At 70.6% G+C, this 22,687-nt stretch carries 24 protein-coding genes, 1 tRNA gene and 1 pseudogene; 19 read left to right on the top strand and 7 right to left on the bottom strand.

Annotated elements, in window-relative coordinates; genetic code table 11:
• Window positions 1-11: 11 nt before the first annotated feature.
• Window positions 12-803: a GntR family transcriptional regulator gene (locus V5P93_RS01795; protein ID WP_104480750.1), complete on the bottom strand. Its 792-nt coding sequence runs from the start codon at window positions 801-803 to the stop codon at window positions 12-14.
• Between the two features lie 118 nt (window positions 804-921).
• Here V5P93_RS01795 and V5P93_RS01790 point away from each other — a divergent pair, with 118 nt between their 5' ends.
• From V5P93_RS01790 to V5P93_RS01705, 18 genes and pseudogenes are all read left to right on the top strand, one after another.
• A complete protein-coding gene (locus tag V5P93_RS01790) occupies window positions 922-1,143 on the top strand; it encodes a hypothetical protein (RefSeq protein WP_104480751.1) in 222 nt (73 codons plus the stop codon).
• Between the two features lie 229 nt (window positions 1,144-1,372).
• Window positions 1,373-1,618, top strand: a pseudogene (locus V5P93_RS01785) (RRQRL motif-containing zinc-binding protein); the annotation flags it as partial.
• Window positions 1,619-1,729: 111 nt separating this feature from the next.
• Window positions 1,730-1,918, top strand: coding sequence for a hypothetical protein (locus V5P93_RS01780; RefSeq protein WP_104480752.1), 189 nt, complete (start codon window positions 1,730-1,732; stop codon window positions 1,916-1,918).
• 179 nt (window positions 1,919-2,097) lie between these two features.
• The gene (locus tag V5P93_RS01775) at window positions 2,098-2,469 is read left to right on the top strand and encodes an RNase adapter RapZ (protein ID WP_181043643.1); all 372 of its coding nucleotides are present in this window, start codon (window positions 2,098-2,100) and stop codon (window positions 2,467-2,469) included.
• A gap of 11 nt (window positions 2,470-2,480) precedes the next feature.
• Complete coding sequence (locus tag V5P93_RS01770; protein ID WP_146108160.1) at window positions 2,481-2,867, top strand: hypothetical protein; 387 nt, start codon at window positions 2,481-2,483, stop codon at window positions 2,865-2,867.
• Window positions 2,868-3,035: 168 nt separating this feature from the next.
• On the top strand, window positions 3,036-3,218 hold the full coding sequence (locus V5P93_RS01765; protein ID WP_104480755.1) for a hypothetical protein: 183 nt from the start codon (window positions 3,036-3,038) through the stop codon (window positions 3,216-3,218).
• Between the two features lie 14 nt (window positions 3,219-3,232).
• Window positions 3,233-3,664: an NUDIX hydrolase gene (locus V5P93_RS01760; protein ID WP_104480756.1), complete on the top strand. Its 432-nt coding sequence runs from the start codon at window positions 3,233-3,235 to the stop codon at window positions 3,662-3,664.
• Window positions 3,665-3,858: 194 nt separating this feature from the next.
• Window positions 3,859-4,122 (top strand): hypothetical protein, encoded by a 264-nt coding sequence (locus V5P93_RS01755; RefSeq protein ID WP_146108161.1) that lies wholly within the window; start codon window positions 3,859-3,861, stop codon window positions 4,120-4,122.
• The gene (locus V5P93_RS01750) at window positions 4,119-5,030 is read left to right on the top strand and encodes an ABC transporter permease (protein WP_104480758.1); all 912 of its coding nucleotides are present in this window, start codon (window positions 4,119-4,121) and stop codon (window positions 5,028-5,030) included. The genes V5P93_RS01755 and V5P93_RS01750 overlap by 4 nt, the downstream gene beginning before the upstream one ends.
• Before the next feature lie 253 nt (window positions 5,031-5,283).
• Entirely contained in the window at window positions 5,284-5,658 is a 375-nt protein-coding gene (locus tag V5P93_RS01745) for a hypothetical protein (RefSeq protein WP_146108162.1), read from the top strand.
• Window positions 5,655-6,032, top strand: a complete 378-nt coding sequence (locus V5P93_RS01740) for a hypothetical protein (protein ID WP_104480761.1) — start codon at window positions 5,655-5,657, stop codon at window positions 6,030-6,032. The genes V5P93_RS01745 and V5P93_RS01740 overlap by 4 nt, the downstream gene beginning before the upstream one ends.
• Complete coding sequence (locus V5P93_RS01735) at window positions 6,032-8,065, top strand: hypothetical protein (RefSeq protein ID WP_146108163.1); 2,034 nt, start codon at window positions 6,032-6,034, stop codon at window positions 8,063-8,065. The genes V5P93_RS01740 and V5P93_RS01735 overlap by 1 nt, the downstream gene beginning before the upstream one ends.
• A 280-nt stretch (window positions 8,066-8,345) precedes the next feature.
• The gene (locus V5P93_RS01730) at window positions 8,346-8,786 is read left to right on the top strand and encodes a hypothetical protein (protein ID WP_104480763.1); all 441 of its coding nucleotides are present in this window, start codon (window positions 8,346-8,348) and stop codon (window positions 8,784-8,786) included.
• 66 nt (window positions 8,787-8,852) lie between these two features.
• Window positions 8,853-9,797: a bifunctional DNA primase/polymerase gene (locus V5P93_RS01725; RefSeq protein WP_104480764.1), complete on the top strand. Its 945-nt coding sequence runs from the start codon at window positions 8,853-8,855 to the stop codon at window positions 9,795-9,797.
• Between the two features lies 1 nt (window position 9,798).
• Window positions 9,799-10,647, top strand: coding sequence for a hypothetical protein (locus V5P93_RS01720; RefSeq protein WP_104480765.1), 849 nt, complete (start codon window positions 9,799-9,801; stop codon window positions 10,645-10,647).
• Window positions 10,644-11,684, top strand: coding sequence for an AAA family ATPase (locus tag V5P93_RS01715; RefSeq protein WP_245931443.1), 1,041 nt, complete (start codon window positions 10,644-10,646; stop codon window positions 11,682-11,684). Before V5P93_RS01720 ends, V5P93_RS01715 begins: the two co-directional genes overlap by 4 nt.
• A gap of 56 nt (window positions 11,685-11,740) precedes the next feature.
• The gene (locus V5P93_RS01710) at window positions 11,741-11,971 is read left to right on the top strand and encodes a helix-turn-helix domain-containing protein (protein WP_104480766.1); all 231 of its coding nucleotides are present in this window, start codon (window positions 11,741-11,743) and stop codon (window positions 11,969-11,971) included.
• A complete protein-coding gene (locus V5P93_RS01705) occupies window positions 11,955-13,148 on the top strand; it encodes a site-specific integrase (RefSeq protein ID WP_104480767.1) in 1,194 nt (397 codons plus the stop codon). Before V5P93_RS01710 ends, V5P93_RS01705 begins: the two co-directional genes overlap by 17 nt.
• Before the next feature lie 69 nt (window positions 13,149-13,217).
• Here V5P93_RS01705 and V5P93_RS01700 read toward each other — a convergent pair.
• Window positions 13,218-13,291 (bottom strand) — tRNA-Thr (locus V5P93_RS01700).
• Between the two features lie 105 nt (window positions 13,292-13,396).
• Here V5P93_RS01700 and V5P93_RS01695 point away from each other — a divergent pair.
• The gene (locus V5P93_RS01695; protein ID WP_104480768.1) at window positions 13,397-15,007 is read left to right on the top strand and encodes a hypothetical protein; all 1,611 of its coding nucleotides are present in this window, start codon (window positions 13,397-13,399) and stop codon (window positions 15,005-15,007) included.
• Here V5P93_RS01695 and V5P93_RS01690 read toward each other — a convergent pair.
• From V5P93_RS01690 to V5P93_RS01670, 5 genes are all read right to left on the bottom strand, one after another.
• On the bottom strand, window positions 14,985-16,172 hold the full coding sequence (locus V5P93_RS01690; protein ID WP_104480769.1) for a DNA polymerase III subunit delta': 1,188 nt from the start codon (window positions 16,170-16,172) through the stop codon (window positions 14,985-14,987). The two genes, V5P93_RS01695 and V5P93_RS01690, sit on opposite strands and share 23 nt — an antisense overlap.
• Window positions 16,169-18,172: an MFS transporter gene (locus V5P93_RS01685; RefSeq protein WP_104480936.1), complete on the bottom strand. Its 2,004-nt coding sequence runs from the start codon at window positions 18,170-18,172 to the stop codon at window positions 16,169-16,171. Before V5P93_RS01685 ends, V5P93_RS01690 begins: the two co-directional genes overlap by 4 nt.
• Before the next feature lie 298 nt (window positions 18,173-18,470).
• Window positions 18,471-21,356: a type I DNA topoisomerase gene (topA, locus tag V5P93_RS01680; RefSeq protein WP_104480770.1), complete on the bottom strand. Its 2,886-nt coding sequence runs from the start codon at window positions 21,354-21,356 to the stop codon at window positions 18,471-18,473.
• A 143-nt stretch (window positions 21,357-21,499) separates the two neighbouring features.
• Complete coding sequence (locus V5P93_RS01675; RefSeq protein WP_245931445.1) at window positions 21,500-22,105, bottom strand: hypothetical protein; 606 nt, start codon at window positions 22,103-22,105, stop codon at window positions 21,500-21,502.
• A 51-nt stretch (window positions 22,106-22,156) separates the two neighbouring features.
• Window positions 22,157-22,663: a hypothetical protein gene (locus V5P93_RS01670; RefSeq protein ID WP_104480771.1), complete on the bottom strand. Its 507-nt coding sequence runs from the start codon at window positions 22,661-22,663 to the stop codon at window positions 22,157-22,159.
• Between the last annotated feature and the right edge of the window lie 24 nt (window positions 22,664-22,687).

The following is a 22,687-nucleotide window of genomic DNA, read 5'->3' as shown; positions in this document are numbered from 1 at the left end:
GGAACTGCATCCTAGGCCCCTTCACTGTTGTCAGTGAGATGGGTGATGATGTTTCTGTCGGCCGGAAGGATTTCGACGGTAAGTCGAGTGACTACATCCTTGGCGGTCGCGAGTCGACGGAACAGCAAGACGGAAACACCTGGTGCTAGGTCGAACCGTTCGCGTTCATCGGCTCTGGCTGGGCGGCTGCTGATTTCGTGGACGATTCGGTCCTCGACGTAGCCGCGTGCGGCCATTCGTCGCACCGTTCCTTCGGCGATATCGGTCGGCGTGTCGAGCCCGCATGCCTTGGCTATCTCGTACGGGTAGAACGTGGTCTGCACGGACCAGGGGATGTCGTTGACGTAACGGAACATCTCGCGCACGACGACGAGGTCATTGACGGCGACGTTCAACCTGTCCGCGATGACGACAGTGGCGGGTTCTATGCGGAATTTGAAGTCTTGACTGGGCTCCCGGCCGGACTCCCGAACCACAGAAGACCAGGTGTCCGTCACTGTGCCCGTACGGTCCCGTCGTCGCGGGTGTTCGGCGTCAACGTTGTACTCAAGCAGGGGGAGCCGTCGGATGTAGGTTCCCGCCCGGCCGCGTGTCTCGATCAACCCTTCGGCGGCGAGTCCTGCCAGGGCAGCCCGGATCGTTCCTCGCCCCGACTGGTAGTGGTCTGCGAGCTCGGGCTCGGTGGGGAGCTTGGCTCCATCCACCAGTTGCACGCCAAGGACCGTCGCCTCAGCCTGGATGGCTTCCCGCAGTTCGTCGGCAAGCTCTTGGTACCTAGGTCCTGGCCCCATGGTCCGCCTCACCCTTTCGATTCGTTCGAACGAATCCTACGCAACCTATTGACACCGGTCCAGCCAGCGCCCTAACGTTCGTATCGTTCGAACGCAACAACGATACGAACCGAAAGGACGATGATCGCAGATGGCAAGTCGACGGTGGTTCGACCCGGAGGGCCGGAGTCGAGCGGACATCGCCGCACTGAGGGTGCCCGAGGCGGAAGGCGGACCGGAGCCCACGACCGCGTTGTTGGACGGGTCCGCCCGGGCACGGCGGGAGCGCCGCGAGATGAACCGGGCGTTGGCAGCCGCGGTTCGTGTGTTGCCGGTGGCGGACCAGGAGGTTGTGTGGGGTGAGGCGGCGTGAAGCGTGGCGGTTCTGTGCGCTTCGCTGTTGCCGAGTTGGGTCCTGCCCTGCGGCTGGTGTACCGGCCTCGCTGGGTGTCCGATCACCACCCGTGGGTGCCGGTCAACGGTGCCCCGTGGCGCTACAGCCACCGGGAGGTCACCGAGACCGCTGTCGATGGTTCGGTGACGGTCTCGTGAGCGCCACGGTGGTCCGGTTGCCGTGGAGCGGGCAGCACTGGCCGGGTCGTATGGCCGATGGTGTCCCGACCTTCCGCTATCGCGACGTCCCCCCGGGGCTGGTGACCCGCCGCTGGCTGCGTGCCCGCGGCTTGTGCCCGGGTGGTGCGGACTGGGTGGCGCAGATCCGGTGGCGGCGGGGGCGTCGGTGGGCGGCGCTGTTCCGGCTGGATCTGGCCCGACCGTCTCCGGGCGCCACGACAGCCCAGTTGGTGTCGCTGCGCAAGGCCCACCGAGTGCTGCGCACCTGTACCGCCTGCGGACTGCTTGCCCCTACCGCCTACCCGTCTCCAACGGTCGCCGCTGCTGGCCGTGCGAGCGGGCCACGAACTCCGAGTCCACGAACTGATCACAGGAAGAGCATCGACATGGCCAAGAACAACAGGAACAGCAACTACGACGAGTACGACCCGGAGCAGGACCCGATGTTCGCCGGGATGATCCGGGGCGCCCGCGCCTGCTATCAGCGGGAGATGGCGGACCTGCACGAGCGTTGGGGCAGGTCGGTGGAGTCCGGCGAGTCGGTGACCGACGACTCGTCCGGGACGGGCAGGTGAACACCGCATCGGCCTTCAGGGCCGTGTACGGGATGTGCCCCCGGTCTGGCGCTCGAACCGCCAAGAACGCTCGCCAGACCGGGTCGCTCAACCACCACCAGGCAACCGGTAATGGAGAGGGACAGATGGTATCCGGAAGTTCGGGCGCGGCCGTGGGTCGTGGGCGCTCGATCAGTGTGGTGTCGTTCGGGTTCCTGCACGGTCCGGCCCCGGAGGCGGACGTGGTGGTGGACCTGCGCCGCTACCTGCGGGACCCGGCGCGGATGAGCGCGGACCTGCTCGACCTCGACGGGCGGGACCTGGCGGTGATGCAGGTGGTGCTCGACACCCCGGGCGCGCTGGCCACGGTGCACGAGGTGGTCGCGCTGGTGGAGGCCGCGCCCCGGATGACGTCGGTGGCGTTGGGCTGTGCGGGTGGTCGTCACCGGTCGGTGGCGCTGGCGCTGTGCGTCGGGTGGGGCCTGCGCGGCAAGGGGCTCGACGTCGACGTCACCCACCGGCACGTCCACCTGCCCCGTGTCCTCACCAACGGCGAAGGGCAGAGCCGGTGAACACCGTGGTCATGGCATCACAGATCGAGCTGCCCGACGGGGGTTGCTACGGGGTGCGGATGCGGGTGCCGGTGGGGGAGCGGGTGTACGCGTTCGACCGGCCGCTGATCCCGGTGTCGCAGGTGGCGGCGGTGGCTCCGGACATCACCGTCACCGACCGGGCGATCGAGATCCGCACCGACCGGTGGGGCGTGATCGAGGTCCGCGACCCCCACATCGGCGAGCAGGCCCGGGTGCTGCCGGTGGTCTGCGGTGACCCCGACCTGGCCGCGCGGGTCGCGTCGGCGTTCACCGCCGACTCCGCCATCGGCTGGGACAGCGACGCGGTGGAGCGCGAGGCGTGGTGCCTGTGCTGGATGTCCACCTACCACCACGACCGCAACGGAGGCGCCGCGTGAGGACCCGAACCCACCCCGCCCCGGCCGTGGAGATCGAGCAGGACGAGGCGCTGTGCGAGTGCCGCTGCGGCCAACTGCCCGGCACCCACACCGCCGGTCAGTGCGGCAGCGCCTGACACCCATCCCCTCCTGCCCCGATAGCACCCCAGTTCAGCGAAAGGACGTGCCATGAGCACCCGCGACAACAACGACAAGACGACCCGGCCCGGTGTGAGCGTGGAGGACCTCGACCGACTGATGCAACGCGCGGCCCGCAACGGCGGCGCGATCGAGCGCGACGGCGTCAGCATCCGCGGCGCCCACCCCGGCCACACCGCGACCGTCGTCATCGACGGCGACTTCCACGCCTGACAAGGAGATCGACCATGGACACGACCAAGCTGATCCTCACCGCCGACGCGGTGGTGTTCACTCGCGCCGACGGGCGCTGGCACGTGCTGCTCATCGAACGCAAGTGGGACCCCTTCGAGGGCCGGTGGGCGTTGCCCGGTGGCCACATCGACCCCGGCGAGTCCCCGGACGCGGCCGCGGTGCGGGAGCTGGGGGAGGAAACCGGGCTGCTCATGCCGACCACCGCCGTCAAGGTCGGTGTCTACGACGCACCGGGCCGTGACCCGCGCGGCCGTTACGCCACCCACGCCTACGCCGCCGTTGTCGACGGTATGCCCACCCCGGTCGCCGCCGACGACGCCCGCGCCGCCCGATGGGTGCCGCTGACCGAGGTCACCGCCACCGGGCTGGCGTTCGACCACGGCCGCATCGTCACCGACGCCATGGCGCAGCTCGCCATCTCCTGACTCTGCCCCGGCCCGGTGGTCCTTCCGGCAAGAACGCCCACCGGGCCGGGCCTTCCAACCACCACCTGACTTCTGTGGAGGCGTTACCGATGGTAGCCACGCCCGACAGGACCGCTGAGGTCCTGGCGCGAGTTGACACGATTCTGACCACTCTGATCACCCTGTCTGCCGAGCACGGCCTGTTCGTTGACCACGTGGCCGTCAGCGGCGACGCGCACGTGTTCGTGGACACCTTCGACCGGTTCACCGCCTGGGCGCGGCTGCTGGGTGCCACCAGCCTCGACGCGTGGACCTCCCGCGACCGGGTCACCATCCTGGTCAAGGGGAGGGTCGACGGGATCGACATCACCGTCTTCGGCGAGTTGCCGCACCTGCCGGGCTTGGGGGAGAAGACGGAGCGGTTCCCGCTCGCCGTCCTGGACACCGTCACCGGTGCCGAGATGGCGGTGGCGGCATGACCAGCGCCTACCCCATCACTGTCGATGCGCTGGTCGAGCGGGTCAAGGCTCGTGCGGTCGAGTTGGGTCAGGTGCCCACGCGTAACCGGATCAAGACGGAGTTCAGGGTCGGTGCTCCGAAGGCGAACGCGGTGCTGGCCGAGTTGGAGGCCACCGGGTTCGACCCCGCCGTCCGGCGCCTGCACACGGTCTCGCCCACCGACCCCGCCCCGGAGGACGAGCCAGGCCCAGAGAACGAGCCCGCCGAGCCCGGCCGGGGTCAAGGTGAGCCGGTCACGGCCGACCCGGACGAGCCGGTCACGTCCCCGGTGACGGAAGCGCCCTGGGCGCCTCTGGTCGCCGACGACACGGGAGCCGCGCGGGTGGCCTGCGCCGAGGTCACCGCACCCGTAGACCCGGGTCCCACGGCCGCCCCGCAACCGGGTCCAGTACCGGCGGAGGCCGGGCAGAAGCCGTGGTGGAGTCGGGGACGGTCGCACTCGTTGCCGTTGCTGGTGATCGCGGCGGGGGCGTTCGTGGCGATCTGGGGCGGGTGGGTCGGACTCGGCGAGAAGGCCGGGTTCGGGCTCGTCCGGCTGCTGCCGGGCATCGCCGACGAGTTCGTCATTAACTCGGCGATCACGTTGCCGCTGGGCATGGAGGCGTACGCGGCGTTCGCCCTGCGGGTCTGGTTGACCAGTTCCCGCGCCGCGAAAGGGCGTGGGTTCGCCAAGTGGTCGGCTATCGCCGCGCTGATCCTCGGGGGACTCGGACAGGTTGCGTACCACCTGATGGAGGCTGCCGGGATCACCGTCGCTCCGTGGTGGATCACCACGTTCGTGTCGTGTCTGCCGGTGGCGGTACTCGGATGCGCGGCGGCTCTGCTGCACCTGTGGCGTCAGGACATCGACGGGTCGGACCGGCGATGAACGGGCAGGTCAACAACCCCGTGGACCCGGGTTCGGGGTGGCGGTCGGTGGTGCGTGCGGGCTGGCGCCGGGTGGTGTCGGTGGTGGGGTTCGTCGCGGTGCCGTTGGACGAGTTGGTGACGGCGTGGCTGGGTGTGGCACCGGTGGTGCCGCGTGTGCGGTGGTGGTGCCAACAGGTGGCCTGCGAGTGGCGTGCGTGGCGGTGTGGCGTGATCGACGCCGAAGTGGTTGACGGGGAGAAAGGGGTGTGGCGATGAGCAGCAGGGATCGCAGGATCGGTGAGCTGGCCCGGGTGGAGTTCACCGGGTCGATGGGTGAGGCGATCGGGCACTACTCGGCGGCGTTGCGCACCATCTCGCGTCGCTGGGACACCGAGTTGGGGCTGGCGTCGGCGGACGTGCGGGCGGCTCTGGTGTCGATCCGCGGGTCGTGGCTGGGGCTGGACAAGGCGGCCCGGCGACTGCGGGCACGGCGGGTCGCGCGGCGGTTGCGGCGGGCTCAGTCGCTGGCATCGGCGCTGGCCGACCGCGCCGACCGGTTCCGGGTCCAGTACGCCAGGCAGTTCCTGGTGATGAGCGCCGACGAGGCCAAGGACCGCACCCGCAAGCTGGACAGGAGCGGCGAATGAAGACCGCAGGGGAACGGATCGAGGAGATCGCCGACTGCGAGTTCACCGGGGACCGGGTGGCGGAGCGCATCGCCCGCTACGCCCAACTCACCCAGCGACTCGCCCACGACCTCGCCCGGGAACTGGACATCGCCGAGGAAGCGGCGGAGGCGGCGTTGCGGCGGCTCAAGGGCCACCCGCTGCTGGTGGGGATCGACGTGCGGTTGCGGGCGCGGAAGGTGGCGCGGGAGCTGCGTGAGGCCCGCGATCTGTGCAAGGGCATCTCCGCTGAGGCGGTCGCGTTCAACCTCCAGTTCCGCCGCGAGTTCGCCGAGGCGCTGGACCCGACCCGGGCCGCGAAGACCAAGCACCACCGAGGGGAGGTCGACCTGTGATGCGCCGCAACACCAACGCCGTGACCATGGTCGCCGCCGACGAGGCGACCACACCACGCCTGTGGGCCAAGGTCGGCAGCCAGGCCGGGGTGTTGGCGCCGCCGTGGTTGTTGCTGGCCGGTACCGCCGGTGCCGGGGCGCTCTCGCACGCGGTGTGGGGCGATCCGGGCGAGGTCACCTGGGCCGCGGTCGCCGCGACCCTGGGCACCACCGGCCTGTCCAGCCTGACATGGGCGATCACCCACGCGCGGCGGCTGCTGGGGCGGGTGCACGCCTCCGCCACGGTCGCGGCCACCGGGGCGTGGCTGACCACCGCCACGGTCACCGGCCTGGACTCCGAGGTGGTCACCGGCGCGCTGTGGTGGGGCGGGGCCGGTCTGGCGCTGTCGTGGAACCTGCGGACGGTCATCCGCCGCCTGGACCCCGACCAGCAGGGCGGAGCGGACGCGCTGGCCACCCTGTTCGACAAGGCCAAGGACCAAGCCGGACTCAAGGGCGCCCGCGCCCGGGCCACCCAGGTCACCGACCGCAAGATCAAGGGCGTGGTCGCGCTGGCGCCCGGTGAGGCGACCGTGCACGACGCACAGCGCTCGATCGGCAAACTGGAGTCCGGGATGCAGGTCCCGCCCGGCACGCTGGCGCTGGCCGCCAACCCCGACCGCGCCGACCTGGCCGAGATCACCGTCTCCGACCCGCGTGTGCTGCGCACCCCGATCCCGTGGCCCGGACCGTCCCGGCCTGGCGCGTCCGTCGCCGAACCGTTGCGGGTCGGGGGGTGGCAGGACGGCGACGACGGCGAGTTCATCCTGCCCGGCAGGCACTTGCAGGTCATGGGCATGAGCGGATCGGGCAAGAGCTTCGGCTCGGCCTGGAACACCCTGGCTGAGCTCATGACCCGCCGCGACGTGCAGATCATCGCCATCGACACCAGCAAGGACGAGCAGACTCTCGGTCCGCTCAAGCCCGGCCTGGCGGCCTTGGTGACCGACCAGAACAGCGCGGTCGAGATGCTGCGCAGGCTGCACCGCCAGATCCCCGAGCGCACCAAGACGCTGGGCCGCAACGGCTACAGCAAGTGGTCCGAGGGCTGTGGCATGGACTTCGTGGTGCTGTGGATCGAGGAAGCCTCCAAGTTCCTCGCCGCGCTGTCGGGAAAGGACGAAGAGCGCTTCGAGGAGATCGTCAAGGAAGCCCGCTCCGCCGGAGTGGCCATCGTGCTGTCGCTGCAACGCTCCGACTACACCCAGATGCCCACCCTGGTGCGCGGCCAACTCTCCAAGTGGTGCTTCGGACTGGGCTCCTCCGACGACGCCAAGTGGGGATTGTCCACCCGCCAACAGAAGGTCGACACCGTCGCCCCCGAGGAGTGGGAGGCCAACTACCCCGGCATGTCCTACCTCGACGCACAAGGCGTCTCTGAGAAGCACGCCATGATGCCGCTGCGCTGCTACAGCTGGGGCGAGACCACCTACAGGGACGCCATGGCCGCCCACCTTGCCGAGTACCACCAGCCCCACGCCCCCGACCCGCTCACCGCCCGACTGCTGGGCCCAACCGCCACCGACACCCGAGACACCGACCTCACCGACACCGACGACGAGGACACCGAGGAGTGGGACGTGGCCGCGGACGAGTTGGACGAGGCGGCCCGGCGTGACCCCGAGCTGGCCGACCCCGACACCGCGGTCACCGCCGCCGCGCGGCCCGACACCCCGATCCAGCACCCCACCGCCGAAGAGGCCCAGGCGGTGGAAAGCGACCCGCCCGCCCGGCGGGCCACCCCGGCGCAATCCCGCGCCGCGCTGCACGACTGGCTCACCGAACGCGTCGCGGCCGGACACGACACCTTCACCGCCTCCGACCCCAGCCTCGCCGCGCTGCGCCACCATCTCGGCATGGGACGCTCCTGGACCTACAAGGTCCTCGGGGAACTCCAGGAAGCCGGACGGCTGACCGTCCACAACGGCGTCTACACCATCGAACCCGACACCGACCACACCCCCGACGTCGACACCGGGCAACTCGCCGCCTGACCCCCGCGCGCGGCTGCGCGTAGGACACCCGGCCGCCGTGAAAATGATCTTGTCACGCGGGTGTCACACCCACCCGCGACCGCTGTCACGGCACCTGTCACAGGCGGTGTCACGGCACCTGTCACGACCCGTGACACCGCCTGCGACCTCCCACTCTCCACCCCAACCCCGCCCCGCGCGCCACCCCGACTGTCACGCGCGCCGACCGGCACCACCACCACACATCACCCCCAAGGCCACGCCCCCGGTTCGACGCGCCCAAAAGACCCGAAGGAGTCCCATGACCACCCAGCCCCCCGACCTCGACCCCCACCGACTCCAGGTCGCCATCCACGAACTGGGCCACTACATCGCCTGGCGCGATCTGCCCGGCGCCGGCATCCGCGCCGTGCGCGTCACCGGCCACGGACGCCACACCGAGGGCATCACCACCGTCGACTGGCCCACCGACGACAACGGCGCCCTCGACCACGGCTACCTCGTCGGTCTGCTCGCCGGACGCGAAGCCGACCTGTTCCACAAGCCGCACTCCACCATCCCCTACGACCCCAGAGGCTGCGCGTTCGACCTCGGCCTGTTCCGCCGCGTGCGCCGCCGTCACCAACCCTCCCGGCAATGGTCGGAACACGACCTACGCGCCAGCGCTCGCGCACTGATCCGCGCCCACTGGGCCGAAATCCAACGACTCGCACCACGCCTGGCCCGCCGGGGACGGCTGTAACCCAGGCCCCGCCCCGGAGAGCCGACCGCCGCCCCGTCCGTCCGACTCCGTCTCGAAGGACTCACCATGACTTCCTTGCTGTCTGCCGCGCTCGCCGCCGTCGAACGCGGATGGACCGTGTTCCCGTTGCAGCGCAACGGAAAATTGCCCGCCTTCCACGGGCGCGACCGGTGCCCTCGGACGGGGCCGTGCGTGTCCGGGCACTTGGAGCCGGAGCGGCGGGCGATGGGCGACCCGGAGAAGGTCCGCTGGTACTGGGGCAGCGAGCGGGGCCGTGACTGCAACGTCGGGATCGCCACCGGCCCATCCGGGCTGTGCGTGGTGGACCTGGACATCGCCAAGGCCGACGACCCGCCGCGCCCGGCCGCGTGGGACCTCCCGGGTGTGGGGGACGGGGCCGACGTGTTCACCGTGGTCTGCCAGAGCGCGGGCCAGGAGGTCCCCTGGGACACCTTCACCGCGGCCACTCCCTCCGGCGGCACCCACCTGTACTTCACGGCCCCGGAAGGCGTGGAGTTGCGCTGCACCAACGGGGATCGCGGTCGTGGGCTGGGCTGGAAGGTCGATACCCGCGCGTGGGGCGGGCACGTCGCGGCCCCCGGGTCCACAGTCGACGGCCGCAACTACACCATCACCTACGACCGCGAGCCCGCGCCGCTGCCCGACTGGTTGGTGGCCCGGCTGCTCCCGCCCCCGGCCCCGATCGCTCCCCCGTTGCCCACGCGCGTGGGCGAGTCCCGGCGGGACAAGTACGTCCACGCGGCCGTGGTCGCCGAAACCGCCAAGGTCCGTGACGCCACCCACGACCGCAACGCCACCCTCTACGGCGCCGCTATCGCCCTGGGGCGCCTGGTCGCCGGGGGCGCGCTCACCGAGGACGACGCCCGCACCGCGCTCATGTCCGGCGCCGCCCGCCACATCGGCGTCCGCCGGTTCAGCGAACACGAGGCCCACAAGACCATCACCTCTGGCATGCTCGCCGGAGCCAAGCGACCCCGTCAGGTGGCCTGACATGGGCACCATCACCCGCTTGCCGACCGTGCTGCCGAAGTTCCTGCTGGGTCTGCACCAGCCCAGCGATCTGCCGAGGGCGGGGGTTCCGGCGTTCGTGTCGGATACGCGGCTGCGGGCGCGCAAGACGCTGCCTCGGGCAGCTGCGCCGGTCGCCTACGACTCCGGCGGGTTCACCCAGTTGCAGAAACACGGCGCCTGGACCATCGGCCCCCGCGAGTACATCGCCCGACTGCGCCGCTACCGCGACGAGATCGGCGGCATGCTCTGGGCCGCACAGCAGGACTGGATGTGCGAACCGCTGATCATCAGCGGCGGACGCGCCGGACCGAACGTGTTCGTTGGCACCGGGTTGTCGGTGCCCATCCACCAACGCCGCACCGTGGACAACCTCATCGAGATGCGCGCCCTGGCCCCCGACCTATGGATCGTGCCGTCCTTGCAAGGCTGGGAAGTCGACGACTATCTACGCTGCCGCGACCTCTACGACCGGGCCGGGATCGACCTCACCGCCGAACCACTGGTCGGACTCGGCAGCGTCTGCCGACGACAAGGCACCAAGGAAGCCGGGCAGATCCTTCGCGTCTTGCACACAGAAGGCATCACCCGCATCCACGGGTTCGGCTTCAAAACCCTCGGACTCATCGAACACGGCCACCTGCTCACCTCATCGGACTCCCTGGCCTGGTCCTACGACGCCCGCCAACTCCGACGCCTTTCCGGGCTGCCCGACTGCCCCGGCACCCACAAGAACTGCGCCAACTGCCTGCCCTACGCCCTGCACTGGCGTGCCCGCGTCCTCGCAGCTGCCACAACGAACACCACAACCACCTGGGAGGCAGTCGCGTGACCCCGCACCTGAGGCCCGTGGTCGACGCCAAACCGGTCCGTCGGCAGTCGCGGTGGACCGACACCGAACTCATGGCCACCCAGTTCCCCGAACCCCGCTGGGCCGTCCCCGGCCTGCTCTGCGAAGGGCTCAACATCCTCGCCGGAGCCCCAAAACTCGGAAAATCCTGGCTGTCGCTGGGACTCGGCGCGTCCATCTCCACCGGAGAACCCGCCCTCGGTGTCGTCGACGTCGACAAAGGCCCCGTCCTCTACTGCGCCCTGGAGGACACCGGACGCCGCCTGCAACGCCGCCGTCGACACATGCTCAAAGCCGGTGGCAGGCCCTCACCCCTGCTGACCCTGGAAACCTCCTGCCCGCCCATGACCGCCGGAGGTGACGCGGTCATCGTGGACTGGTTGGAAGCCAACCCGGCCGCACGGCTGGTCATCATCGACACCTTCGAGAAGATGCGCGGCACCGACACCCCCGGCATGTCCGCCTACGCCGCTGACTACCTCGCCGCCGGGCGGTTCAAGCGCATCGCCGACCACTACGAAGTCCCCATCCTGCTCATCCACCACGTCCGCAAACAGGGCCATGAAGACTGGTCAGCGCTCGTCTCCGGCACCAACGGCCTCACCGGCGCTGCCGACTCCATCCTCGTCCTCGAACGCGGGCGCGGGGAGGACACCGGGGTCCTGCACGTCACCGGCCGCGACGTCGAGGAAGCCGACTACGCCATGCGCTTCGACTCCGACACCGGCGCCTGGACCAAACTCGATGGCCCCGCCGAGGACTACCTCATGGCCGACACCCGCGTCCGCCTCATCCACCACATCCGCGCCTACCCCGGCAGCAAGCCCGCCGACATCGCCGAAGCCCTCGACATCAAGCCCGCCACCGTCCGCAAAACCCTCGGACGCATGGTCACCGACGGACAACTCCGCAACGACCGCGGCGCCTACCACCCACCCAGTGACACCACCCCCGCCCCTGACCCGTCACACCTGTCACTCTGTCACTCCACCTCGGTTGACCAGCGGGAACGGCTGTGACACCGCCTGTGACACCCCGACGACCCTGTCACTCCGCACAAACCGGGGGAAACGCCATGGCCGACCGTCACGTCCCCACCATTGTCCCGCCTCGACACCTCTACAAGGTCGAGGAAGCCGCACAACTGCTCTCCATCAGCCGATCCGCTACCTACGAACTCATCCGCGCCGGAGAACTCAACACCGTCACCATCGGCCGCTCCCGCCGCGTCCCCGCAACTGCAATCAGCGACTACATCGGCCGACTCCTCTCCGGGGCGGAGGTGCGTTATGACCAAGCGTCGTAGTCGAGGTGACGGCAGTCTCCGGTGGGACAAGACTCGCGAACGCTACATCGCTGAAATAACCGTGGGCTACACCCCGGCCGGAAAGCGCATCACCCGCAAGGCCAGCGCCAGGACGAGGAAGGCCGCCAACGACAAACTCAAGGAGATGGTGCGCAATCTCGACGACGGCCTTGCGGCAAAGGCATCGGCGACTTACACGGTCGGCGACGCCGTGAACGATTGGATGGCGAATTACGAGTTGATCGGTCGAGACCCAAATACGGTCAGGACCGTACGGTCGCTCGTCATCCACCATATCCTGCCTGATCTAGGAGCCCGAAAGCTGGTGGACCTTTCGGCCGAGGACGTGGACCGGTGGCTTGCCGCAAAGGCGCAGACGATGGTCACATCAACCCTCCGAAATCTCCGGTCGATCCTCCGCAGGGCTATCACGCGCGCACTGGCGCGTGACCGAGTAAAGCGGAATGTCGTACTCCTCTGCGACTGCCCAACCGGGAAGGGGAAGGGGAGACCGTCCAAGTCCCTCACGCTCGCCCAAGCGGAAGCCGTGATGAAGGCAGCGGAAAAATCACCGATGCGTGGCTACGTCGTTGTGGCCTTGCTGACAGGGGCACGAACCGAGGAATTGCGCGCACTCACCTGGAATGACGTGGACACGGTTGGGGCGCTTGATGCATCACCGGCCGTGCCTCCCAATATTCAGGTGCTGCGCTCGGTGCGGGCGAGCGGTGACACAAAGACCAAGAAGTCGCGCCGTGCGCTTGCACTGCCCCAGCGAGCCGTGGACGCGCTCAAAGCGCACAGAAGGCTTCAGGAAATTGCGCGCGAAGCCGCTGGCAAGTTGTGGCGTGACCACGGGTTGGTGTTCCCCACGATGTTCGGCACTCCCCAGGACGTCAACAACGTGAGACGCGACTTCCGGCGCGTGATCAAAGCGGCGGGATTGCCAGGAGTCCAGTGGACTCCCCGCGAGTTGCGGCACAGCTTCGTCTCGCTGCTCTCCGACAGTGGCGTCCCCCTCGAACAGATCTCCCGCCTTGTGGGGCACTCCAGCACGGCCGTCACCGAGCTGGTCTACCGGAAGCAGATCCGGCCCGTCATCGACGACGGTGCGGTGGCCATGGACCGCCTGTTCCCAGGCGCCCAAGACGACCGGGGGGAGACCGGGGCGGCTTAGTCACTCACTTAGTCACTCAGAGACGACTCAGGCCCCGTCCACACCACTGTGGACGGGGCCTGACCTGCGAGCCGCCTAAGGGAATCGAACCCTTGACCTGTTCATTACGAGTGAACCGCTCTGGCCGACTGAGCTAAGGCGGCGTGACCGTGGCCAACTATAGCGGGTCCGGGGGCGTGACTCGCAGGGGGTTACGTCGTTTACTGGGGAGTAGCTGTGCAGCCGAGGTGTCGAGGAGGACCCTGGCGATGCGACGACGTCTGGTGGCCTTGCCCGTGACCGTGGTGGTGGGGGTGCTGGTGGCCGGGCCCGCCGCGGCCCAGGTCCCCACGACGCCGGTGCCGCCGCCGAGGAACCCCGGGGCGCCACCCGCTTCGGCGCCTGCGCAGGTCCAGCCGCTGGGGCGGGCGATCGGGGACGCGGGGACCGGGTTGGCCGTGGTGCGGCTCTTACCCAACTCGGCGCCGACGAAGTCGATCATTCCGGGGGCTGCGGACAAGCTGCCCAGGCAGTCGGCCGTGGAGGTCGGGTTCGGGTTGGCCAGCGCCCAGGCGAACTCCGAGGCCTACCTGGCCTTCGAGCGGTCCATCGCCCAGTCCTCGCCGGGTGGGATCGCGCTCCAGGGGGCGAGTCCGCAGACCCCGGGAGCCCTCGCCCAGACGGCGCCGCCGAACAACGCGCAGCCGCGTAGTGGTGGGGTGAATCCGCCGTCAACGCCGTTGAACACGTTGGTCAAGGTGGGGGCGTTGAACGGGCGGGTGCAGGCCCAGTGGAGCGACACGCTCGGGCCGTGCGTCGACACGATCGCCGACTCGTCCACCGAACTGGCGAGCCTCTCCGCGCTCAACGCGATCCCCACCCTGCCCAGCACCCGCGACCTCACCGGGGTCTTCGACGCCCCCAACCTCGACCCGGCCGCCGACCAGTCGATCATCGACGGGCTCAAGTCCCTCACCGGCGGCCTCAACACCCTGGGCGGGGTGCTGGGCGGCGCGGGCAGCAACACCGGTTCCCTGCTCAGCCTCCCCAACACCATGGCCGCCCGCTCGGTGGTCAAGCTGGTCGACATCCCGGGCTCGAAGAACAAAGCCGTGCAGTCCACCTCGACGCTCCAGGTCTCCTCGGTCAAGCTGCTCGGGGGCACACCGTTCGAGATCTCGGTCAACGTGGTGAGTCAGCCGACGCTGGTGGTCACCTCGACCGGGGACAAGGCCACGTCGACCGTCCAGTACACGGCCCCGGTGGTCGACGTGGTCCAGGGCGGCAAGAGCCTCGGGCGCCTCGACGCCGCGAACCCCAGGCTGGACATCCCCATCGGGGTTCCACTGCCGACCGGCGCGGCCCTGCCCGGGCTCGAGAAGCTGCCCGTGATCGGCAACCTGCTGGCGAACGGCCAAGGCGTCCAGGACGCGCTCGGCAACGGTCTGAAGAAGCTGGACCTGGGCGTGCTGCGGCTCTCCGTCGCCGGACTGAACCAGAAGACCGAGGAGTCGACCCAGCCGTTCAAGGGCTACCAGCTCGGCGCCACCGCGCGGCTGCTGGACCTCCAGGTCCTGCCGACCGACGCCCTGGGCCTGCCCAACCTGCCATCCGCGCTGGCGCAGGTCTCGCTGGGCGAACAGGTCGCCCGCGCCTTCGCCCCCGCCGGTGGTGTGGTCTGCGGGACCGGTACGGCCGCGCCCGCCGCGCCGCCCGCGGCGACGCCGCAGAACCGCGGTCCCGCGCTGGCCTACACGAACGCCGCCTACCAGTCCGTGCCGATCTTCTGGGCGGGCACCGCGATGCTCCTGCTCGGCGTGGTGATCGTGGCCGCGCTGCCGCGCCGCCCGCGCACCGTCAGCCCACGTAGAGCCGGGTGAGCATCGCCTCGATCGCGATCCGGGGCTTCACGTTCTGCTCGATGGCCTCGCGGCAGGACAGCACGGCCTCCAGCCGCCGCAGGGTGGACTCCTGGGTCCACTTCGCGGCGGCCTGGCCGGAGCCGCGCTCGTGGTCGGGGTGGTTCAGGGTGACCGGCGAGCCCGACGCCGTCACCAGCACGTCCCGGTAGAAGCCCGCCAGGTCGACCAGCGCCAGGTCCAGCGCGTCGCGCTGGGTCCGGGTCGCGCGGGACTTCTGCCTGCGCTCCAGCTCCTTGATCGCCCCCGCGCTGCCCCTGGTGGCCGACGCGGTGCCCTTGCCGGTGCCGCCCGCGCCCATGGCCGTCTTCAGGGCTTCCTTCTCCGCCTCGTCGCGGTTGCCGCTGACCTCGGTCGCGTCCGTCTCGGCCGTCTTGACCAGGTCGTCGGCCGCGGTGAACACGTCGGTCAGGCCGCGCAGGGTGATCGGGATGCGCAGCACCTTGTCCCGGCGCTCGCGGGCCGCCGGGTCGGTGGCCAACCGCCGCGCGCGGCCGACGTGACCGCCGCACACCGACGCGGCCCAGTTCGCGGTCTCGGCGTCGATGCGGTCGCGCAGCTGCAAGACCTCCGCGATGGCCGCGGGCGCCGGGGTGCGCAGCGCGATCACGCGGCACCGCGAGCGGATCGTCACCGACACGTCGTCCGGGTGGTCCGACGGCGCGCACAGCAGGAACACCGTCCGCTCCGGCGGCTCCTCCACGGCCTTGAGCAGCGCGTTCGCCGCGCCCTCGGTCAGCCGGTCCGCGTCGGTGATCACCACGACCTGCCAGCGCCCGCCCGTCGGCCGCCTGGCCGAGGTCTGGACCAGGGCGCGCATCTCCGCGACCGAGATCGACAGCCCCTCCGGCACGACCATCCGCACGTCGGCGTGGGTGCCGGACATGCTGGTGTGGCAGCCCTGGCACTCGCCGCAGCCCGGCTCGGCCGACGTGCACTGCAACGACGCCGCGAACGCGCGCGCCGCCACCGAGCGCCCCGACCCCGGCGGACCGGTGAACAGCCAGGCGTGGGTCATCCCCGTCGCGTCGCCGGTCCCGGCGACCAGCCGCGCCGCCGCGCGGGCGGCGGTCCCCAGCACCTCGGCCGCGTCCGGCTGGCCGACGACCTGGGACCAGACCGTCATCGGGTGGCCTCGGCGAAGGCCTCGTCGAACTGGGCCAGCCTGCGGCCCGCCAGCGTGGTCCGCACGGCGAGCCGGACCCGGTCGTGCACGTCCTCCGCCGAGCCGTCGCCGTCGACCACGACGTAGCGGTCCGGGTCGGCGGCGGCCATGTCGGTCAGCACGGTCTGCACGTGCCAATGATGCTCCGCGTTGCCCGCGCGCGGCGGCAGGGTGCTCGGGTCGCGGTCGAGCAGCACGGTGATGTCCGGGCGCAGGCTCTCCATGGCCCACGCGGACAGGCCCTCCAGCTCGGACGGGTCCAGTCCTGCCGCCACCGACAGGTGCGCGACCGGGCTGTCGGCGAAGCGCTCCATCACGACCAGCGCGCCGCGGTCCAGCGCGGGTTGGATCTCCCGCTCCACCAGGTCGGCCCGCACGGCGGCGGCGACCAGCGCGTGCGCCCGGATCGTGCTCAGCCCCGCCCCGGTCAGCACCGACCGCAGCCGCACGTCGTCGAGCGCCGGGTCCACGGCGAGCAGGACCTCCTTGCCCGAGACCGCGCGCAGCCACGCGGCGAGCAGACCGGCCTGGGTGGAGGTGTCGATGTGGGTGTTGCCCTCGACCGCGACCAGCAGGCCCGCGCTGCGCCGGGCCTTGCGGCCGAGCGCGGCGCGCAGGTCGGACATGATCGTCTCGGGCCGCCGGTCGTCCATCTGCCGGTAGGCGATCACGCCCATGACCGCGGCGAACAGGCCCGCGCCGAGCAGCACCGGCCGGGTGCCGTCGATGGCCATCTCGCGGCCGAACACCGTGACGCTGTGCGGGCGGACCAGGCCGACCAGCACCGGGGTCAGCGCCATCCCGCCCGCGAAGATGATCTTCATCAGGGACTGGTAGATGGCGTTGATCCGGCCCCGGATGGCGTCTTCGACCTCGATGCCGATCATCGTCACGCCGGTCAGGAACGCGGCGCCCGCGCACGCGCCCAGCAGCGCCACGGTGATCAGCGAGACCGCCAGGTGCGGGGACAGCGCCACCAGCACCAGGTCGGTGCCCGCGGTGACGATGGCGATGCCGAACAGCCGGTTGCGCGGCAGCCGCCGGGCCAGCTTCGGCGCCCCGCCCATGCCGGTGGCCAGGCCGATGAACAGCGCGACGAAGAACAGCCCGAAGCTCGCCTGCCCGCCGAGCACGCTGGTCGCGTAGACCTGCGAGGAGCCGACCAGCGCGCCCGCCGCGACGAACGCGCCGATCATGCCGATGAGCAGCCCCCGGACCAGCGGCGACGTGCGCACGAACTGGGCGGCGTCGCGCACCATGGCGGCGAACCCGCTGTGCGCGGGCTCGTCCGACTCGGCCGCCTCGACCGGCGCCGACGAGACCCGGCGCGACAGCTCCGGGACGCGGGTGGCGACCAGGACCGCGCTGCTCAGGTACAGCACCGAGATGATCACCAGGACGAGCTTGGTGGTGCCGGTCTGCGAGGTGGCCGCCGACTGGAAGCTGAAGTTGGTGCTTATCCCCGTGATGGCCGCGTAGACGCCACCCGCGCTGATGACCGCGATGCCGTAGGTCATCACCATGCCGAGCTGGTTGGCGGTCTCCACCTGGTCCGGCCTGCGCAGCAGGTTCGGCACCGCGGCGTCCTTGGACGGGATCCACAGCAGCGAGCAGCAGCCGACCAGGAAGTTGCCGATGAACAGCCAGATCGGCGAACCGACGACGGCGATGGACAGCAGCAGCCCGAACCGGCCGATGTCGGCGCACACCATGACCTTGCGCCGGTCGAACCGGTCGGCGAAGAGACCGCCGAGCGGCGCGAACAGCAGCCCGGGCAACAGCTGCGTGAGCACGACCCCCGTGAAGGCGAAGCTCTGCGCCTTGTAGTCGTTCGTGGCCTGGGTGACCAGACCGGTCAACGCCATCAGCGACAACCAGTCCGCCATGCTGCAGAGGTAGGTCACCCCCCAGAGCCGCCGGAAGGGCCGGATGGACAGCACGCTGCGTGCCCGGTGGGTCATCGACCCCTCGGAGCCTGACGGTGCCTCCGCACTGCTGTCGCCGTTCAGGGCGCCCACCCACCTTCCACGCGGTCGTCGCCGCTGCCCAGCGTAACCGTGGAACCTGTGCGGGCAGGTCATCCGGGTGGCGCACGGCACGCGGGCGCACGGTCACACTTGGCGACGGGTTACCCCGGGACGACCCCGCGTGGTTGCGCCGTACAGGTGATCCCCCGACCGCCAGTCACCAGGCTAGCCAGGTTTTCCACCCGACCGGGTGACTTCGGCCGAGGTCGCCACACCTGGCATCGCGGTCCGGCTACGACTGGGTCTTGGTCGCCGTCGCGCTCTTGGCCGTCGTGGTCTTCTTCGCGGTCGTCGTCTTCTTGGCGGCGGTCGTGGTCGTCTTCTTGGCCGCGGTGGTCTTGGCGGTGGTCGCCTTGGCCGTGGTCGCCTTGGCCCGCGTGGTCGTCTTCTTGGGCGCCGGGCCCTTGGCGCGCTTCTCCGCGAGCAGTTCGGCGCACCGCTCGTCGGTGATGGACTCGACGCTGTCGGACTTGCGCAGCGAGGCGTTGAACTCGCCGTCGGTGACGTACGGCCCGAACCGGCCGTCCTTGATCACCATCGGCTTGCCGGACACCGGGTCGTTGCCCATCTCGCGCAGCGGCGGCTGGGCCGCGGCGGCCTGCCTGCCGCGCTTCTTCGGCTCGGCGTAGATCTTGAGCGCCTCGTCCAGCGTGACGGTGAAGATCTGGTCCTCACCGGCCAGCGACCGCGAGTCGGTCCCGCGCTTGAGGTACGGGCCGTAGCGGCCGTTCTGCGCGGTGATCTCCTCGTTGCTGGCCGGGTCGACCCCGACCACGCGCGGCAGCGACAGCAGCTTGAGCGCGTCGTCGATGGTGACCGTGTCCAGCGTCATCGACTTGAACAGCGACCCGGTGCGCGGCTTCGGCTTGGCCGGGGCCTTGGCGCGGGTCTTCTTCGCGCCCTCGGCGGGCGGCGGCGGCTCCTCGACCTCGGGCAGCACCTCGGTCACGTACGGCCCGAAACGGCCCTCCTTGGCCACGATCTCGTGCCCCGTGACCGGGTCGGTGCCCAGCGAGCGGCCCTCCATCGGGGTGGAGAACAGCTTCTCGGCGATGTCGACGGTCAGCTCGTCCGGCGCCAGGTCCTCGGGCAGGTTCGCGCGCTGCGCCGCGCCGTCCACCTCGCGCTCCAGGTACGGCCCGTAGCGGCCGACCCGGACCACGATCGGGCGCTCCTCGGCGTCCTTGAACACCTCGATCGAGTTCACGACCTTGGCGTCGATGTTGTCCACACCGGAGCCGACCAGCTTCTTGAGCCCGCCGGAGCGGCCCACCGAGCCCTCGGGGCCGACCGGGCCGCCGAAGTAGAACCCGGACAGCCAGTTGGTCCGCTGCTGGGTGCCCGCGGCGATGCCGTCGAGCTCCTCCTCCATGGCGGCGGTGAAGTCGTAGTCGACCAGCCGCTCGAAGTGCTGCTCCAGCAGCCCGACCACGGAGAACGCGATCCACGACGGGACCAGGGCCGAGCCCTTCTTCCACACGTAGCCGCGGTCCTGGATGGTGTTGATGATCGAGGCGTAGGTGGACGGGCGACCGATGCCCAGCTCCTCCAGCGCCTTGACCAGGCTCGGCTCGGTGTAGCGCGGCGGCGGGCTGGTGGTGTGGCCGTCGGCGGACAGGTCGGTCGCGGTGACCGACTGGCCCTTGGTCAGGATCGGCAGGCGGCGCTCGGCGTCGTCGGCCTCGCCTCCGGCCTCGGAGTCCACGGCCTCGACGTAGGCGCGCAGGAAGCCGGGGAAGGTGATGGTGCGGCCGGAGGCGGAGAACACGCACTCCTCGCCGCTGGCCGCGTTGCCGGTGATCCGCACGGTCATCGTGGTGCCGCGCACGTCGGCCATCTGCGAGGCGATCGTGCGCTGCCAGATCAGCTCGTAGAGGCGGAACTCGTCGGCCTCCAGCTCACCCGCCACCTGGCCGGGGGTGCGGAACACCTCGCCAGCGGGGCGGATGGCCTCGTGCGCCTCCTGGGCGTTCTTGACCTTGCGGGTGTACTGGCGCGGCGTCGGGTGCACGAACTGCGGGCCGTACAGGTCGGACGCCTGGCTGCGGGCGGCCTCGATGGCGGTGTCCGACAGCGTGGTGCTGTCGGTTCGCATGTACGTGATGTAGCCGTTCTCGTAGAGCCGCTGGGCTGTGCGCATCGTGCGGTCCGAGCCGAAGCGCAGCTTGCGGCCCGCCTCCTGCTGCAGCGTGGAGGTCATGAACGGCGCGTACGGCTTCCGCGTGTACGGCTTCTCCTCGACGCTGGAGACCGTCAGCGCGGCACCGCGCAGCGCCTCGGTGAGCCGACGGGCCTCGGTCTCCTCCAGCCGCAGCACCTCGGTGCCCGCCTTGAGGCGGCCGTCCTGGCCGAAGTCGCGACCGGCGGCCAGCCGGACGCCGTCGACGGAGAGCAGCCGGGAGCCGAAGGTGGGCGGCTCGGCGGCGGCGCCCGCGTCCATGGTCGCGGAGATGTCCCAGTAGTCGGCGGCCACGAAGGCCATCCGCTCGCGCTCGCGCTGCACCACGATCCGGGTGGCCACCGACTGCACGCGGCCGGCCGACAGCCGCGGCATGACCTTCTTCCACAGCACGGGGCTGACCTCGTAGCCGTAGAGCCGGTCGAGGATGCGCCGGGTCTCCTGGGCGTCGACCAGGTCGCGGTCGAGGTCGCGGGTGTTGGCCGCGGCGGCCCGGATGGCGGGCTCGGTGATCTCGTGGAAGACCATCCGGCGCACCGGCACCTTGGGCTTGAGCGCCTCCAGCAGGTGCCAGGCGATGGCCTCGCCCTCGCGGTCGCCGTCCGTCGCGAGGTAGAGCTCGTCGACGTCCTTGAGCAGGCCCTTGAGCTCGGTGACCGTGGACTTCTTGTCCGGGGTGACGATGTAGATCGGCTCGAAGCCGTTGTCCACGTTCACCCCGAGGTTGGACCACGCCTCGCCCTTGAACCGCTCCGGCACCTCGGCCGCCTTGCGCGGCAGGTCGCGGATGTGACCCCGGGAGGACTCGACGACGAAGTTGCGGCCGAGGTAGGACGCGATCTTGCGCGCCTTCGTTGGCGACTCGACGATCACGAGTCGACGTGGCTCGGCACCGCCGGTGCCGTTGCCGTTCCTCTTCGTCCCAGTCGAGCCTGCCACGCGTGTCCCGCTCTCTTCTAACCCGTGTCCATCCCGCGTCAGCCTGTCAGTGTGCACGCCGAGGCGGGAATGCCCTATCCCAGGTCACCCCAGCCAAGTGGATCAGCCGACGAAGTATGGCCCTTTTTCAACCAGTAGCACGGTCAGGACACGACACGCATCCGGGAAACGTCCGGCCACTGGTCGGCGCAGCCCGGTCCGGCGGGTGGCCCGACCAGCTCGCGCAGCCGGGCCAGCCTGCGCCTGCCGACCAGCCGCAGGGCCGGGTCGCCGTCCCCGGTCGTGTACATCGCCGCAGGTAAACCGGCACGGGCCAGCGCCGCGCGGAGGGGTTCGTGGGTGCCGGGCGCGGCCCCGTCGAGGGGCAGCAGGTAGGTGCCGTCCTGCCAGCGCCCGACGGCCAGGACCCACATCCGCAGCACCGCGCCGTCCGGGGCGAAGCCGACGGGCACGGACTTCGCCAAGTCGGTGCCCCAGGCACCGGCGAGCGGGGCCAGGTCGGCCCGGAAAGCGGTGCGCATGGTCGGCGCGCCGGTCTGGTCGCAGGCGGTCACCTCGGCTGTGACACCACGCTCGGCACAGGCTCTGACCAGCGCGTTCGCCCGCCAGTGGGCGCCGACGGGGAGCAGCAGCCGGGCCGTGGTGCCCGCGAAGACGACCGTCCGACCGGGGCCGCACAGCAGACCCGCGAGGTCGGCGACGCGGGGTCGGCAGGCCTCGGCGGAGAAGAACGACATCTGCTGCGCCACGACGGCCAGGGTAGAACAGCAGTTCGATCCCCGGGAAGTGACTGGATCGGTTCAGCGACGCAGCGCGGGGATCCGGGCGCACTGCGGTGCCCGTTCGGCCCATCGGGTGAAATCGGTGCCGACCGCGCCCGCGAGCGGTTCGGCGAGGTCGAGCGCGGCGACCTTGGGGGCCACCTCGCCCAACGCCGCCGCCACCCGGTCGGGGGCGTCGGGCCACTCGGCCATCGCGGTCCCGGCCTCGGCGAGCGGGGCGCGCAGCAGTCGCAGCGCGTCGACGGCGGCGTGCGCGACCCGGTCGCCGTCGGGGAACGGCGCGGGCCCCATCGCCCCGATCGCCGTCGCCGCGCTGCCCAGCGCAGCGACCACCCGGTCGAGGTAGGCGCGGAACTCGGTCTGCACGACGGCCGGGTCACCGGGGTCGATCGACGGCGGCGCCTGGACCAGCACGACGTCCACGTCCGCGACGATCGCGCACAGCCGGTCGGCCCACGCGGAATTGGCCGCCGGGTCCGGTTCGGGCGCGGCGGAGCAGGCCGTGGCGAGCAGCACGCCCGCCACGGCCGCGGTCCACCCCCTGGCCAG

This window comes from Actinokineospora auranticolor, assembly GCF_041897805.1.
Classification (GTDB): domain Bacteria; phylum Actinomycetota; class Actinomycetes; order Mycobacteriales; family Pseudonocardiaceae; genus Actinokineospora; species Actinokineospora auranticolor.
This window is presented reverse-complemented; position numbering and strand designations above follow the sequence as displayed.